Source organism: Pseudolabrys sp., from assembly GCF_035943735.1.
Taxonomy (GTDB): Bacteria; Pseudomonadota; Alphaproteobacteria; order Rhizobiales; family Xanthobacteraceae; genus Pseudolabrys.
This window is the reverse complement of record NZ_DASZBV010000019.1, coordinates 419982-433325: the sequence shown is the minus strand read 5'-3', so window position 1 is coordinate 433325 and position 13344 is coordinate 419982. Positions and strand designations below refer to the sequence as shown.

Genomic DNA, 13344 nt, shown 5'->3' with positions numbered 1-13344 from the left:
AAACCGCCGTTTACCGTGCCGCACCCGCCCGCCGGTGCTAGAAACGGCCCGCCCGCCACCTCTGTCCTCGACGCCCATGCCGAAAACCCCGGAAGAGCTCTTCGCCGCCCTCGACGGCCTCGGCATCGCCCATGCGAGCGTCAAGCACCCGCCGCTGTTCACGGTCGAGCAGAGCCGCACCCTGCGCGGCCAGATCCCGGGCGGCCACACCAAGAACCTGTTCTTGCGCGACAAGAAGGGCGCGCTCTACCTGGTGGTGGCGCTCGAGGACGCAGAGATCGCGCTGAAGGGCCTGCACCGCCTGCTCGGGGCCACCGGCCGCTTCTCCTTCGGCTCGGCCGACCTGCTGCGCGAGGTGCTCGGCGTGGCGCCCGGCTCGGTGACGCCGTTTGCCGCCATCAACGACACGGAGGGGCGCGTCGCCATCGTGCTCGACGCGGCGATGATGGAGCACGCGACGCTCAATTACCACCCGCTCAGCAACACCATGACCACGTCCATCGCGCGCGACGATCTGGTCCGGTTCCTCGACTGGACCGGGCATCCGCCGCGCATTGAACGGCTGTCCGGGCTCACCGCCGAGGCGGACTGACCCCCGATTGCATTCGCCGGCCGAATGACCCATTTAAGCCGCACGGAACCGGGAGTTTCAGTCCGGAACGGCGTACGAGGGCCAAGGCGATGTTCGATAATGGCGGGGCGGTGACGGCGGCGGCCGACGTGGTCAAGGACACGACCACCCAGACCTTCATGAAGGACGTGATCGAGGAGTCGAAGCGCCAGCCGGTGCTGGTCGACTTCTGGGCGCCGTGGTGCGGTCCGTGCAAGCAGCTCACGCCGATCCTGGAGAAGGCGGTCAAGGCCGCCAAGGGCAAGGTCAAGCTCACCAAGATGAATATCGACGAGCATCCGGCGATCCCGGGCCAGATGGGCATTCAGTCGATCCCGGCGGTCGTCGCCTTCGTCAACGGCCAGCCCGCCGACGGTTTCATGGGCGCGCTGCCGGAAAGCCAGGTGGTGCAGTTCCTCGAGCGGCTGACCAAAGGCAAGGTCGGCGGCGAGGAGCAGGATCTGCTCAAGACGGCCGATCAGGCGCTGATTGACGGCGACGCCGCGACCGCGGCCGAGATTTACGCGCAGCTTTTGCAGGAGGATGGCGGCAACGTGCATGCGCTCGCGGGTCTCGCGCGCTGCTATGTCGAGACCGGCGCGCTCGAGCAAGCGAAGCAGACGCTCGACATGGTGCCGGAGGCCAAGCGCAGCGAGGCGCCGGTCGTCGCGGCGCGCGCGGCGCTCGAAGTCGCCGAGCAGGCGAAGTCGCTCGGGCCGTTCGCCGAGCTTGAAGAGAAGGTGCTCGCCAATCCGACCGATCATCAGGCGCGCTACGATCTCGCCATCGCTCTTAACGCCAAGGGTAAGCGCGAGGAGGCGGCACAGCAGCTCTTGGAGATCGTCAAGCGCGATCGCAAATGGAACGACGATGCCGCGCGCAAGCAGCTCGTGCAGTTCTTCGAGGCGTGGGGCTTTGCCGATCCGGCGGCGGTCGAGGGCCGCAAGAAACTGTCGTCGCTTTTGTTTGCATAGGTTTCCGCCTCGTCCTGAGCGCCGTGTAGCGGCGCGTCTCGAAGGACGGGGCGGCTCATGCTTCGAGACACCCGCCTCCGCTAGTGCCTCGGCGGGCTCTTCAGCATGAGGCCGAGAGGGGTTCGTGCATGCCGATGAACGCCCACTACCGCGGGCCGATCGACCTGCCGGAGACGATCCCGGTGTTTCCGCTGCCGGGCGCTCTTCTGCTGCCGCGCGGGCAGATGCCGCTCAACATCTTCGAGCCGCGCTACCTCGCGATGATCGACGACGCGCTGCGCGACAGTCATCGTTTGATCGGCATGATCCAGCCCGACCCGATGCAGACGCCGGACGGCGACAAGCCGAAGCTGTTCAAGGTCGGCTGCGTCGGCCGCATCACCCAGCTCGCCGAGAGCGGCGACGGCCGCTACCTCATCGAGCTCACCGGCGTCGCGCGCTTCCAGGTGGTCGAGGAGCTCGATGTCGCCACCGCCTACCGCCAGTGCCGCGTCACCTACGCGCCTTTCGCCGGCGACTTCGTCCCGCGCAAGGGCGAGGAGGAGGTCGACCGCAGCGCACTGCTCGTCGCGCTCAGCGATTTCCTCAAAGCCAATAATCTCAAAGCCGACTGGGAGGGCATCGAGAAGGCGCCGAACGAGGCGCTGGTCAACGCGCTGTCGATGATGTCGCCCTACGGCACGCCGGAGAAGCAGGCGCTGCTGGAAGCGCCGGACCTCAAGACTCGCGCGGAAATCCTCGTCGCCATCACCGAGATCGAACTCGCCAAGAAAAACACCGACGGCGAGCCGCCGCTGCAGTAGCGGTAGCGTCATGGCCTGGCTTGTCACCACAAGTCCGGTCTACCGACTTGTGGCTCATTGATGCGTGCAACTCGGGCATGCCCGAGTTGCGTAAGCCATCCACGTCTTTACTGTGACTACAAAAGAAACGTGGATGCCCGGCAGGAGGCCGGGCCTGACGAAGGAGAGGCCATGAACACCCCCACGCCCGAACGGCCCGCCGCCGGCGCGATCGATCCCAAGCTCCTCGAAATCCTTGTCTGTCCGCTGACCAAGGGGACGCTCGAATACGACGCGGAGAAGCAGGAGCTGATCTCCCGCCGCGCCAAGCTCGCCTATCCGATCCGCGACGGCATCCCGATCATGCTGCCGGAAGAGGCGCGACGGCTGGAGTGAACGCGCCGCCACGCTTCAACATGTCATCGCCGGGCATAGGCCGTCGATGATGGGCGTGAACGCCCTTGTGTCCCGGCGATCTTGCTTAGGTGAGCATGGCCTTGTCTTCATGGTCGGGATGGCCGGGACAAGCCCGGCCATGACGGGCTACAAAGGCCGCGCAGAAACGGGAAGGAAACGAGAATGATCAAGATCTGGGGGCGCAACAATTCGGTCAATGTGCAGAAGGTCATGTGGGCGGTCGGCGAGCTTGGCCTCGCACACACGCGCATGGATGTCGGCGGCGCGTTCGGCAAAACCAAAGAAGCGCCGTATCTGGCGATGAACCCCAACGCGCTGGTGCCGACGCTGGAAGAGGAAGACGGCTTCATTCTCTGGGAGTCGAATACGATCGTGCGCTATCTCGCCGCCAAGCACGACAAGGCGGGCGCGCTCGAGCCGAAGGATCTGAAGGCGCGCGCGATCGCCAGCCAGTGGATGGATTGGCAGCTCTCGGTGGTCGGCCCGGCGATCACGCCGGTGTTCTGGGGCCTCATCCGCACGCCGGCGGAGAAGCGCGACATGGCCGCGATCAAGGCCGGCATCGAGAAGACGACCGCCGCGATGCAGATGCTGGAAGCGCAACTCGCCAGGACGCCGTTCGTCGCCGGCGATGCGTTCTCCTACGGCGACATCCCGGTCGGCTGCATGTGCTATCGCTTCCGCCATCTTGTGCCGGATCGGCCGGCGATGCCGAACATGGATCGCTGGTACGCGGCGATTTCGGCGCGCAAGCCCTTCCACGATGCGATCGGCGGCATCCCGCTGACTTGAGCAGCCGTAAGTTTACATCTCAGTCGATGCGAAGCGCCCCGCCCCTCGCGGGGCGCTTTGCATTTGGGGGCGCTACGCCATCGACCGGGGGCCGCAGCGCGCCAATCGTACACGTCATGGATCAGCAAATTGTCGTTGACAACCATTAAGTGCAGACCGATAGTAATACAACCTGAGAGAGAGTTACTGGCATTTCACACGCGTCGCCCGGGGCGCCCCTGACCTCGTCGCGTCGTGTCCACCAGGAGGGAGCTCGCCAATGACTACAGGAACCCCGTCCGTCTTCATCCAGATCTGGGTCGACACCAATGCGTTGCAGAACGGATCGACACGCGGCGTCTACGTCGTCGACAACCGCGTTTCGAACGGAAGCACCAACGAAGGCACACCCAATCTTCAGACCAGCGCCACCAACGGAAGCTTCGTGAACTGGCAGGTGTTCAATATCGATCCCACCGCCACGGGCGCGAAGACCATTCAGAGCATCTCGAACTCGAACGCCTGGGGCCCGGGCGGTCAGCCGCAGCCCGACCCGACTTACGGCGGCTTCACGGGTCAGCTGCAGAACAACGGCGTGGCGCCCTATTCGGTGACCTTCAACGCGCAGAAGCAGCAAGGCTCCGCCGGCATCACCACCACCGTCAACCTCACAATGGCCGTGCACTGAGCGTTTGCGGCCCGATGAGGTCGCGCGCATAGCGCCGTCACGCTTGGAGCAAATCCCATGTCAACTTTCATTCTGCAACCCAGCCGGTTCGTCGTCGCCCTGGCTTCCGGCATCCAGGTGAACTCCTGCATTACGATCGCTGTCGACACCGCCTATGTCGCCGCCCAGCAGGGCAGGAATATCGGCGCCGGCGTCTACATGATGGACAACATGATCAGCAATGGCAGCTCGAACGAAGGCCAGATGGAGCTGCATACGAAGGTGCCAGTCGGCTTTACGCTCGGCTTCAACTCGGTGCCGATCAATCCGGTGTCGGGCGATCAGGTCATCATCACCGGCTTCAACGTCAGCCAGGGCTCGGTCTTCGGCTCGGCCGGCTATCCGCGGCAGCAGCCGCCACTCGGCACGCAGCCGGCCGGCAGTTGGTGGATTGGTCAGGCGATGAATTCGGGCAGTCAGACCTATCAGATCCAGATCGCCGTCACGGTCGGCGTCATTCAGCCGGTCACGTACTACGTCAACTGGGACCCGTTTATCACGGCACAATAAGCGACGGCGCCACGAGGTCCGGCACCTGAGCCGCTCACCAAATGAAAACGCAAGTCGGCATCTCGCCGACTTGCGTGATCTTCGTAGCACTGTTGTCTGACTGAAGGAGCGCGTTACGCCCAAGGACGCGCTTCGTGCGTCTTCTGCTCGTAGCTCGCGATCTTGCCCTGCTTCTGCTGCGTCAGCCCGATGTCGTCGAGGCCGTTGAGCAGGCAGTGCTTGCGGAACGGATCGATCTCGAACTTCACGACGCCGCCGTCCGGGCCGCGGATCTCCTGCTTCTCCAGATCGACGGTGAGCGTCGAATTCGCGCCGCGTTCGGCGTCGTCGAACAGCTTCTCCAGATCCTCCGGCGACACGCGGATCGGCAGCAGGCCGTTCTTGAAACAATTGTTGTAGAAGATGTCGCCGAACGCGGTCGAGATGACGCAGCGGATGCCGTAGTCGGCAAGCGCCCAGGGCGCATGCTCGCGCGAGGAGCCGCAGCCGAAATTGTCGCCGGCGACGAGGATCTTCGACTTGCGATAGGCCGGCTTGTTGAGCACGAAATCCGGGTTCTCGGAGCCGTCGTCCTTGTATCGCTGCTCGGAGAACAGGCCCTTGCCCAGTCCGGTGCGCTTGATCGTCTTCAGGTACTGCTTGGGGATGATCATGTCGGTGTCGACATTGATCACGCGCATGGGGGCGGCGACGCCTTCGAGGACGGTGAACTTTTCCATGGCTCCTTGCACTCCCACTTGCCGGTCTGGCCGGGTCTTTTGTCAGGCCGGGCGGGTCGCGGTCAATACCGCCAGGCACGCCCCAGCCATGTGGGGCAGGGTGGTACAAGAACTACCGGCTTGAAAGGCGCGCCTCCCGCGTCACCGCGCAGACCTGCACGCTGTATTCCTCGTAGAAGCGGTCGCGGGCGAGCTTCTGCGCCGCCCGGTGCTCGGGGTGCATGCGCCACGCGCGCATGCCCTCCTCGTGCTCGAACTCGACGATGGTGACGCGCTCGCCGTCCTCGGCGAAGAAGCCCTTATGCGAGATATAGCCCGGCATCGTGCGGGCGATCTCGTTCATCCGGTCGGCCAGCGCGACATATTCCTCGCGCACGTCCGGCCGCAGCCGCGAACGGAAAACGGTGACGATCATGGCGGTCTCCTAAGCCAGCCGCCATGCTGGCGCGGCGCGGGGAGGGCGGCAAATGCAAGTTTGCGATTGCGCGGATCGGTCGCGCTGATCGATCGACTCAGGCGCCGGCTTCGATCGCGTCCATGTCCTCGTCGGAAAAGCCGAAGTGGTGGCCGATCTCGTGCACCAGCACGTGCGTGACGACCGCGGTGAGGCTGTCGTCGTGCTCGGCCCAGTAATCGAGGATCGGCCGGCGGTAGAGCCAGATCATGTTGGGCATGTGCGTCGGCGCCAACTCCGACTGGAACGGCAGGCCGACCCCCTGAAACAGCCCGAGCAGGTCGAACTCGCTCTCCAGATGCATCGCCTCCACGACGTCGTCGGAGGGGAAGTCCTCGACCCTGATCACCAGGTCCTGGCACATCGCCCGGAACTGCTCCGGCAGGCGGGCATAGGCATCGCGCGCCAGCGCCTCGATGTCGGCGAGGCTCGGTGCCACGGCGGCGCGCCAACGGTCGGAAAACGGGCTCATGCGGTCCTTTTAGGCTGCCCGGTGCGGGGAACCAAGCGGTTGACGCGGAACTTGAAATGGGCGACCGTTAACCATTATGGCAGGAGTGGAGGCCTCGATGTCGCACGTCCGTAGGGCGGCCGGTCTGGCGGCCGCGGTCATCGTCCTGGGGTTGACCGGCATCGCGCCGGCGCGCGCCGAGTTTTTCGGCTGCAACGACCGCCCCGGCCAGGTGCTCTACAACAGCGGCGGGCATCATAGCGCCGCGCGCACCACGCGTTACTACAGCCGCGATTATTCGGCGCAGCCTCGGCGCTATCGGCAGGCGCACGTGACATACTCCAGCGCACCGCGTTATTACGACAGCCGCTATCGCTGAACGGAGACCGCGCGATGCCGCGACGACAGGCTGCAGGGGCGATCGCCGCCCTGGTGCTGATAATTGGCACGGCCGTGCCCGCCTTCGCGCAGCCGACGCCCGCCGATCAGGGTGCGACGCCCCACCGCCGCACGCGCATCGTCATCCATCCACGCAGCCTCGAGCCCGGCCCCAATGCCAAGCGCTATTGCCGCGCCTGGCTCGCCGTCGAGAACCGCCCCAGCGGGCAGGTCATCACGCCGCAGAAGGAATGCTGGTGGCAGTAGCGCAGGACGCTGCGCCGCTTTGCGTTGAATCAACAAGCACATTCCACTTTCCGTAATGATTGGGGCACCCGGGGCGCGTCTCAAGAGGTGTGATCATGTCCAGATTCTTGAAGCTTCTTGCCATCGCGGCTCTTGCCGCCGGCGTCATGGCGTCGGCGCCGCAAGCGGCGCAGGCGCAACACCATCACGGCGGCGGTCATTGGCACGGTGGTGGCGGCCACTGGCGGGGCGGCGGCTGGGGCGGTTACGGCCCGGGCTTCGCGCTCGGCTTCGGCTGGGGCTACGGCCCGTCCTACTACGGCGGTCCCTATTATTACGGCCCGCCCGCCTATGGGCCGGATTGCGGCTGGATCCGTCAGCGCTATCTCTATCGCGGCCACTGGCACGTCCGCCGCGTCTGGCGCTGCTGGTAAGCGCAGAAATAAAAAAGGCCCGCCGACCGGCGGGCCTTTTGTTTTGTCAATTGTTGCCGAAGCTCAGCGCCACTCGCGCACGTCGACGAAGTGGCCGGCGATCGCCGCCGCCGCCGCCATCGCCGGCGAGACTAGATGCGTACGGCCCTTGTAGCCCTGACGGCCCTCGAAATTGCGGTTCGAGGTCGAGGCGCAGCGCTCGCCCGGCGCCAGCTTGTCCGGGTTCATGGCGAGGCACATCGAGCAGCCCGGCTCGCGCCAGTCGAAGCCGGCGGCCTTGAAGATCTTGTCGAGACCTTCGGCCTCCGCCTGCTCCTTCACCAGACCCGAGCCCGGCACGATCATCGCGTTGACGTTGCCATTGACGCGCTTGCCTTCGGCGATCTTCGCGGCCGCGCGCAGGTCCTCGATGCGGCCGTTGGTGCAGGAGCCGACGAAGACGCGGTCGATCTTGATGTCGGTGATCTTCTCGCCGCCCTTGAGGCCCATGTATTCGAGCGAGCGGATCGCCGCCTGGCGCTTGTTGTCGTCGTGGATCTCGCTCGGCATCGGCACGCGGCCGGTGATGGCGATCACCTGCTCGGGGCTGGTGCCCCAGGTGACGATCGGCGGCAGCTTGGCTGCGTCGAGCCGGATCTCGCGGTCGAAATGCGCGCCGTCGTCGGAGTACAACGTCTCCCAGTAGCGCATCGCCTGATCCCACAGCGCGCCCTTCGGCGTCTTCGGCCGGTCCTTGAGGAAGGCGTAGGCCTTCTCGTCCGGCGCGATGAAGCCGGCCTTGGCGCCGCCTTCGACCGACATGTTGCAGACGGTCATGCGGCCTTCCATCGACAGGTCGCGGATCGCTTCGCCGGCATATTCCAGCGCGTAGCCTGTGCCGCCGGCGGTGCCGATCTCACCGATGATGGCGAGGATGATGTCCTTCGCCGTCACGCCGGCCGGCAGCTTGCCGTCGATCAGCGCGCGCATGTTCTTCGACTTCGTCTGGATCAAGGTCTGCGTCGCCAGCACGTGTTCGACCTCGGACGTGCCGATGCCGTAAGCCAGCGCGCCGAAGGCGCCGTGCGTCGCGGTGTGGCTGTCGCCGCACACGAGCGTGGTGCCGGGCAAAGTGAAGCCCTGCTCGGGGCCGATGATGTGGACGATGCCCTGACGCTTGTCGAACTCGTTGTAGTATTCGAGCCCGAAGTCGCGCGCGTTCTCTGCGAGCGTCTTGATCTGCTCGGCGCTTTCCGGATCGGGATTGGGCTTGGTGCGATCGGTGGTCGGCACGTTGTGGTCGACGACGCACAACGTCTTCTCCGGCGCATGCACCTTGCGGCCTGAGGTGCGCAGGCCTTCGAAGGCCTGCGGGCTCGTCACTTCGTGGACGAGATGGCGGTCGATGTAGAGGAGACAAGTGCCGTCCGGCTGTTCGTCCACCAGATGGTCGTCCCAGATCTTGTCATAGAGCGTACGCGGTTTCATGGGCAGATAGCCTTGCTCGATTTGAATTTGAAATTCGGGAACGGCGGCTCGACCCGGCTTGCGCCGGGGAACCGATCAAGGACCGGCTTGCACGGCGGTGAGGCGGCCGAAGAAACGCCAGGGCAGCCTGGCGTGGTCGGCGAGCACGATGCGGAGCGCCTTGGAAATCATGGCGCTTATATAGACCTTCGGCGCAGGCGCGACAACGAATAGCGGACATTCGGCCGTGCTGCGGCGGAAAAGCAGCGAGCCCGGAATCCGTGCTCGGCCGAGCAGGGATTCCGGGCTCGCAAATCGCGTCCGGATGGAACGGGCGAACTTACTCGTTCGCGGCCGCCGCCTCGGTACCGGTCGAGCTCGTCGCCTCGACGATGCGGGCCTTCTTGCCGCGCAGGCCGCGCAGGTAATAGAGCTTGGCGCGACGCACCTTGCCGCGGCGCACGACCTTGATCGAGTCGATCATCGGCGAGTACAGCGGGAAAACGCGCTCGACGCCCTCGCCGTACGAAATCTTCCGCACGGTGAAGTTCTGGTGCAGCCCGCCGCCCGCGCGGCCGATGCAAACGCCCTCGTAGGCCTGCACGCGGCTCTTGTCGCCTTCGACGACCTTCACGTTCACGAGCACGGTGTCGCCCGGCCCGAAATCCGGAATGTCCTTGCCGGCGGAGAGCTTTTCGATCTGCTCTTTCTCCAGCGTCTGGATAATGTTCATGGCTCAATCTCCGTCGGCAGCGCCAGCAACCGGCGCGCGGTTCCTAGTCAAATTTCTGAATGGGTCGGCCGGGCTTCTAGACCAATTTCATTGGCTTGTCACCCTCTGATCAGCCTCCGGAAGGGCCATTTTTCGACTGTTTCCGGGCAAGGTAAGCCGCCCAAAGATCGGGCCGTCGTTCCCGCGTCAGCCGCTCGGCTTGCGCCCGCCGCCACGCCGCCACCTTGGCGTGGTCGCCGGAGGTGAGGACCTCCGGGATGGGTTCCCCTTCGAACACCGGGGGCCGGGTGTATTGCGGATATTCCAGCAGCCCGTCGGCGAAGCTCTCCTCGACCGCCGAGGCCTCCTTGCCCATGACCCCGGCCAGGAGACGCACGCAGGCATCGAGCAGGGCCAGAGCCGGGATTTCGCCCCCGGACAGTACGAAATCGCCGAGCGAGACCTCCTCCAGGCCGCGGGCAGCGATCAGGCGCTCATCCACCCCCTCGAAACGGGCGCAGAGGACCACCACGCCTTTGCCGTAGGCGAGTTCCGACGCCCGCCGCTGGGTCAATGGCCGACCCCGCGGGCTCATCAGTAGGCGGGGCCTGGTGTCGTGCGGCACGGCATCCAGCGCCTTGGCCAGGACGTCCGCTTTCATGACCATGCCGGGGCCGCCGCCAGCGGGGGTGTCGTCGACGGTGCGGTGGCGGTCGGTGGCGGCGGCGCGGATGTCGCGCGCCTCCAAGGACCAGATGCCGGCGGCGAGCGCCTTGCCCGCCAGGCTCGCGCCCAGCGGCCCGGGGAACATCTCAGGGAAAATCGTCAGAACGGTTGCCCGCCACATGACCTGTCTCTGTCGTCTCCGCGGAGGCGGAAACTCGTTACGCCGCAATGTGTCGCGACGCTCGTGTTACGGCTCCCGGCGCTCGGTTGGCTCGGCAGGCGCGATGGCCTCTACTTCCGCCGGCATCACCACAACGATTCGGCGGCCCTTCAGGTCGATCTCGGGTATCGCAGCCGCGGTGAAGGGCAGCATCAAGGTCCGGTCACTGCCGGCGAGCGCGATCTCGATCACGTCGCCAGCGCCGAAATTATGCAGCGCCATTACGCTGCCGAGCGCGACGCCATCGGGCGTCGCTGCCGAGAGGCCGACCAGGTCCGCGTGATAAAAAGTGTCGTCTTGTGCGATCGGCGGCAGCCGGTCGCGCGGCACGAACAGATCGATGTTGCGCAGCATTTCTGCAGCATTGCGGTCGTCGATGCCGGCGATACGGGCGACCAGGAAATCCTTGGCCGGACGCAAGCTCTCGATCTCGAACCGGCGCGCGCCGTCCGCGGTTTCGAGAGGGCCGTAGTCCAGGGCCGCCATCGGATCTTCCGTGAATGGCCACAGCTTCACTTCGCCGCGGACGCCATGCGCCGCCCCGATGCGGGCGACGCGGATCTTGTCGGTGGTCTCCGGCTGGCGCGGATCGCGCCGCGGCGACAGATGCACCGGCGCTTTGGGCGGCGTGCCTTGCCGCTCACTGTTCGCGGCGCCCGCGCGAGGCGGGCGCTGCTGCGTGCTGTGAGGGCGGCGCGCCACGGCTTCGCCGGCGATCAGCTCGCCGCCGCCGCTTTGGCCGCAGCCTTTTCCGCCGCCTTGGCGGTGGCAGCGGTCTTGGCGGCCGCATCGCTGGCTTCCTTGGCCTTGGCGGCCTCTTCGGCGTGGACCTTGCGCTCCTTGCGCGGCACCGCCTTCTCGGGATTGCTGCGCGGCTTGCGCTTGGCGACGCCGGCCTTGTCGAGGAAGCGCATGACGCGGTCGGACGGCTGCGCGCCCTTCTTCATCCATGCCTGCACCTTCTCGAGGTCGAGCTTGAGGCGCTCTTCCTTGTCCTTCGGCAGCAGCGGATTGTAATAGCCGAGCCGCTCGATGAAGCGGCCGTCGCGCGGCGAGCGCGAGTCGGCGAGGACGATGTGATAGAACGGGCGCTTCTTGGTGCCGGCGCGCGCCATGCGGATGACGAGAGACATTTGATAGTTCCTTTCTGATCCGTCGCTTGTTTGTTTAAGGGCTTATTTCTTCTTTCCGGAGCCGGGCAGGCCCGGCAGTCCGGGGAATTTTCCGCCGCCAAGACCGGGCAAGCCGGGCATGTTCGGGGGCAGTTTCGGCAAATTCGGCATTCCGGGCGGCAGGCCGGGAGCGCCCGCGCCAGGCATTTTCTTGGCGAGTTCGGCCATCTGCTCGGGCGTCGGCGCGCCGCCGCCGAAGCCCATCGCCTGCGCGAGACCGGCGAGCGGCCCCCGCTTTCCGGCATTGCCGCCCATCATCTTCATCATGTCGGCCATGCCGCGATGCATCTTCAGCAGCTTGTTGATCTGCTCGGCATTGGTGCCGGAGCCGGCGGCAATGCGCTTCTTGCGGCTGTGCTTCAAGAGATCAGGGTTACGCCGCTCCTGAGGCGTCATCGAGTCGATGATCGCGATCTGCCGCTTGAGCAGCGAGTCGTCGAGGCCCGCGTTCTGAATTTGATTTTTCATCTTGGCGACGCCGGGCATGAGGCCCAGGAGGCCGCCCATGCCGCCCATCTTCTGCATCTGGGTGAGCTGCTCGCGCAGATCGAGAAGATCGAACTGACCCTTGCGCATCTTCTCGGCGGCGCGCATCGCCTTTTCTTGATCGATATTGGCGGCGGCCTTCTCGACCAGCGCGACGATATCGCCCATGCCGAGGATGCGGCCGGCAATGCGTGACGGATCGAAGTCTTCGAGCGCATCGAGCTTTTCGCCGACGCCGATCAATTTGATCGGCTTCTGCGTCACCGCGCGCATCGACAAGGCCGCGCCGCCGCGGCCGTCGCCGTCGACACGGGTGAGCACAATGCCGGTCAAGCCGACGCGCTCGTCGAACGAGCGCGCGAGATTGACCGCGTCCTGGCCGGTCAGCGCGTCGGCGACCAGCAGCACCTCGTGCGGATTGACGGCGTCCTTCACCTCCGCCGCTTCCGCCATCATCGCATCGTCGAGCGTGGTGCGGCCGGCGGTGTCGAGCAGCACGACGTCATAGCCGCCCAGCCGCGCGGCCTCGATGGCGCGGCGCGCGATCTGTGGCGGCGACTGGCCTGCGACGGTCGGCAGCGTGTCGACCTGCGCATCGCGGCCGAGCACGGCCAATTGCTCCATCGCCGCCGGACGGCGCACGTCGAGCGAGGCCATCAACACCTTCTTGTTCTGGCGATCGGTGAGGCGGCGCGCGATCTTGGCGGTGGTCGTGGTCTTGCCGGAGCCCTGCAGGCCGACCATCATGATGGCGACCGGCGGCGCGGCGTTGAGGTCGATACCCTGGCTGTCGGCGCCGAGCGTTTTGACGAGCTCGTCGTGCACGATCTTCACGACCAACTGGCCGGGCGTCACCGACTTCATGACGGTGACGCCGACCGCGTCCTTTTTCACCCGCTCGACGAAGTCGCGCGCCACGTCGAGTGCGACGTCGGCCTCGAGCAGCGCGCGGCGCACCTCGCGCAGCGCGGCATCGACATCGGCTTCGGTCAGCGCGCCGCGGCGCGTCAGGCGATCGAGAATGCCGCCCAGTTTTTCCGACAGGGAGTCGAACATCAGCTCAAAACACCTTTAGCGCCCGAGGGCGCATCGCGCTGTCGGGCGGTTGCCTCCGGTCTCACAGGACCGGTGGGCGAATTCCAGGAACGTCACGTCTATAGCGAAGACGG

The 13344-nt window shown here is 65.7% G+C and carries 18 protein-coding genes and 1 pseudogene; 10 read left to right on the top strand and 9 right to left on the bottom strand.

Features of this window, described 5'->3' with window-relative positions; translation table 11 throughout:
* Positions 1-76: 76 nt before the first annotated feature.
* From VGV41_RS14945 to VGV41_RS14915, 7 genes are all read left to right on the top strand, one after another.
* The gene (locus tag VGV41_RS14945; RefSeq protein ID WP_326864664.1) at positions 77-592 is read left to right on the top strand and encodes a prolyl-tRNA synthetase associated domain-containing protein; all 516 of its coding nucleotides are present in this window, start codon (positions 77-79) and stop codon (positions 590-592) included.
* 89 nt (positions 593-681) lie between these two features.
* A complete protein-coding gene (gene trxA / locus VGV41_RS14940; RefSeq protein WP_326864663.1) occupies positions 682-1584 on the top strand; it encodes a thioredoxin in 903 nt (300 codons plus the stop codon).
* A 128-nt stretch (positions 1585-1712) separates the two neighbouring features.
* Entirely contained in the window at positions 1713-2387 is a 675-nt protein-coding gene (locus tag VGV41_RS14935) for an LON peptidase substrate-binding domain-containing protein (RefSeq protein WP_326864662.1), read from the top strand.
* Between the two features lie 171 nt (positions 2388-2558).
* Entirely contained in the window at positions 2559-2762 is a 204-nt protein-coding gene (locus tag VGV41_RS14930) for a Trm112 family protein (protein WP_326864661.1), read from the top strand.
* Positions 2763-2945: 183 nt separating this feature from the next.
* Positions 2946-3575, top strand: coding sequence for a glutathione S-transferase family protein (locus VGV41_RS14925; RefSeq protein WP_326864660.1), 630 nt, complete (start codon positions 2946-2948; stop codon positions 3573-3575).
* A 259-nt stretch (positions 3576-3834) separates the two neighbouring features.
* Entirely contained in the window at positions 3835-4242 is a 408-nt protein-coding gene (locus VGV41_RS14920) for a hypothetical protein (protein ID WP_326864659.1), read from the top strand.
* Positions 4243-4299: 57 nt separating this feature from the next.
* Complete coding sequence (locus tag VGV41_RS14915) at positions 4300-4791, top strand: hypothetical protein (protein ID WP_326864658.1); 492 nt, start codon at positions 4300-4302, stop codon at positions 4789-4791.
* Between the two features lie 113 nt (positions 4792-4904).
* Here VGV41_RS14915 and leuD read toward each other — a convergent pair whose 3' ends face one another.
* The 3 genes from leuD to VGV41_RS14900 all read right to left on the bottom strand — a co-directional run bounded on the left by leuD (position 4905) and on the right by VGV41_RS14900 (position 6436).
* Complete coding sequence (leuD, locus tag VGV41_RS14910; protein ID WP_326864657.1) at positions 4905-5510, bottom strand: 3-isopropylmalate dehydratase small subunit; 606 nt, start codon at positions 5508-5510, stop codon at positions 4905-4907.
* A 112-nt stretch (positions 5511-5622) separates the two neighbouring features.
* Entirely contained in the window at positions 5623-5925 is a 303-nt protein-coding gene (locus VGV41_RS14905) for an antibiotic biosynthesis monooxygenase (protein WP_326864656.1), read from the bottom strand.
* A 97-nt stretch (positions 5926-6022) separates the two neighbouring features.
* Positions 6023-6436 carry a metallopeptidase family protein gene (locus tag VGV41_RS14900; RefSeq protein ID WP_326864655.1) on the bottom strand — a complete coding sequence of 138 codons (414 nt, stop codon included), beginning with the start codon at positions 6434-6436 and terminating at the stop codon, positions 6023-6025.
* Between the two features lie 97 nt (positions 6437-6533).
* Here VGV41_RS14900 and VGV41_RS14895 point away from each other — a divergent pair, with 97 nt between their 5' ends.
* The 3 genes from VGV41_RS14895 (at position 6534) to VGV41_RS14885 (ending at position 7473) form a co-directional block, all read left to right on the top strand.
* On the top strand, positions 6534-6794 hold the full coding sequence (locus tag VGV41_RS14895) for a hypothetical protein (protein ID WP_326864654.1): 261 nt from the start codon (positions 6534-6536) through the stop codon (positions 6792-6794).
* Between the two features lie 14 nt (positions 6795-6808).
* Positions 6809-7060: a hypothetical protein gene (locus VGV41_RS14890; protein ID WP_326864653.1), complete on the top strand. Its 252-nt coding sequence runs from the start codon at positions 6809-6811 to the stop codon at positions 7058-7060.
* 95 nt (positions 7061-7155) lie between these two features.
* On the top strand, positions 7156-7473 hold the full coding sequence (locus tag VGV41_RS14885; RefSeq protein ID WP_326864652.1) for a hypothetical protein: 318 nt from the start codon (positions 7156-7158) through the stop codon (positions 7471-7473).
* 63 nt (positions 7474-7536) lie between these two features.
* Here the strand turns inward: VGV41_RS14885 and leuC are convergent, their stop codons facing one another.
* The 6 genes and pseudogenes from leuC to ffh form a co-directional block, all read right to left on the bottom strand.
* Positions 7537-8940: a 3-isopropylmalate dehydratase large subunit gene (gene leuC / locus VGV41_RS14880; protein ID WP_326864651.1), complete on the bottom strand. Its 1404-nt coding sequence runs from the start codon at positions 8938-8940 to the stop codon at positions 7537-7539.
* Between the two features lie 319 nt (positions 8941-9259).
* Positions 9260-9652, bottom strand: coding sequence for a 50S ribosomal protein L19 (gene rplS, locus VGV41_RS14875; protein ID WP_326864650.1), 393 nt, complete (start codon positions 9650-9652; stop codon positions 9260-9262).
* A 109-nt stretch (positions 9653-9761) separates the two neighbouring features.
* Complete coding sequence (trmD, locus tag VGV41_RS14870; RefSeq protein ID WP_326864649.1) at positions 9762-10478, bottom strand: tRNA (guanosine(37)-N1)-methyltransferase TrmD; 717 nt, start codon at positions 10476-10478, stop codon at positions 9762-9764.
* A 66-nt stretch (positions 10479-10544) separates the two neighbouring features.
* The gene (gene rimM / locus VGV41_RS14865) at positions 10545-11219 is read right to left on the bottom strand and encodes a ribosome maturation factor RimM (RefSeq protein WP_326864648.1); all 675 of its coding nucleotides are present in this window, start codon (positions 11217-11219) and stop codon (positions 10545-10547) included.
* 104 nt (positions 11220-11323) lie between these two features.
* Positions 11324-11650: pseudogene (rpsP, locus tag VGV41_RS14860) on the bottom strand (30S ribosomal protein S16); the annotation flags it as partial.
* A gap of 42 nt (positions 11651-11692) precedes the next feature.
* Complete coding sequence (gene ffh, locus VGV41_RS14855; RefSeq protein WP_326864646.1) at positions 11693-13231, bottom strand: signal recognition particle protein; 1539 nt, start codon at positions 13229-13231, stop codon at positions 11693-11695.
* Between the last annotated feature and the right edge of the window lie 113 nt (positions 13232-13344).

Coding starts and splice junctions, on each gene's coding strand:
- VGV41_RS14945 (WP_326864664.1), top strand. CDS start 77: ATGCCGAAAACCCCGGAAGAGCTCTTCGCCGCCCTCGACGGCCTCGGC.
- trxA (WP_326864663.1), top strand. CDS start 682: ATGTTCGATAATGGCGGGGCGGTGACGGCGGCGGCCGACGTGGTCAAG.
- VGV41_RS14935 (WP_326864662.1), top strand. CDS start 1,713: ATGCCGATGAACGCCCACTACCGCGGGCCGATCGACCTGCCGGAGACG.
- VGV41_RS14930 (WP_326864661.1), top strand. CDS start 2,559: ATGAACACCCCCACGCCCGAACGGCCCGCCGCCGGCGCGATCGATCCC.
- VGV41_RS14925 (WP_326864660.1), top strand. CDS start 2,946: ATGATCAAGATCTGGGGGCGCAACAATTCGGTCAATGTGCAGAAGGTC.
- VGV41_RS14920 (WP_326864659.1), top strand. CDS start 3,835: ATGACTACAGGAACCCCGTCCGTCTTCATCCAGATCTGGGTCGACACC.
- VGV41_RS14915 (WP_326864658.1), top strand. CDS start 4,300: ATGTCAACTTTCATTCTGCAACCCAGCCGGTTCGTCGTCGCCCTGGCT.
- leuD (WP_326864657.1), bottom strand. CDS start 5,510: ATGGAAAAGTTCACCGTCCTCGAAGGCGTCGCCGCCCCCATGCGCGTG.
- VGV41_RS14905 (WP_326864656.1), bottom strand. CDS start 5,925: ATGATCGTCACCGTTTTCCGTTCGCGGCTGCGGCCGGACGTGCGCGAG.
- VGV41_RS14900 (WP_326864655.1), bottom strand. CDS start 6,436: ATGAGCCCGTTTTCCGACCGTTGGCGCGCCGCCGTGGCACCGAGCCTC.
- VGV41_RS14895 (WP_326864654.1), top strand. CDS start 6,534: ATGTCGCACGTCCGTAGGGCGGCCGGTCTGGCGGCCGCGGTCATCGTC.
- VGV41_RS14890 (WP_326864653.1), top strand. CDS start 6,809: ATGCCGCGACGACAGGCTGCAGGGGCGATCGCCGCCCTGGTGCTGATA.
- VGV41_RS14885 (WP_326864652.1), top strand. CDS start 7,156: ATGTCCAGATTCTTGAAGCTTCTTGCCATCGCGGCTCTTGCCGCCGGC.
- leuC (WP_326864651.1), bottom strand. CDS start 8,940: ATGAAACCGCGTACGCTCTATGACAAGATCTGGGACGACCATCTGGTG.
- rplS (WP_326864650.1), bottom strand. CDS start 9,652: ATGAACATTATCCAGACGCTGGAGAAAGAGCAGATCGAAAAGCTCTCC.
- trmD (WP_326864649.1), bottom strand. CDS start 10,478: ATGTGGCGGGCAACCGTTCTGACGATTTTCCCTGAGATGTTCCCCGGG.
- ffh (WP_326864646.1), bottom strand. CDS start 13,231: ATGTTCGACTCCCTGTCGGAAAAACTGGGCGGCATTCTCGATCGCCTG.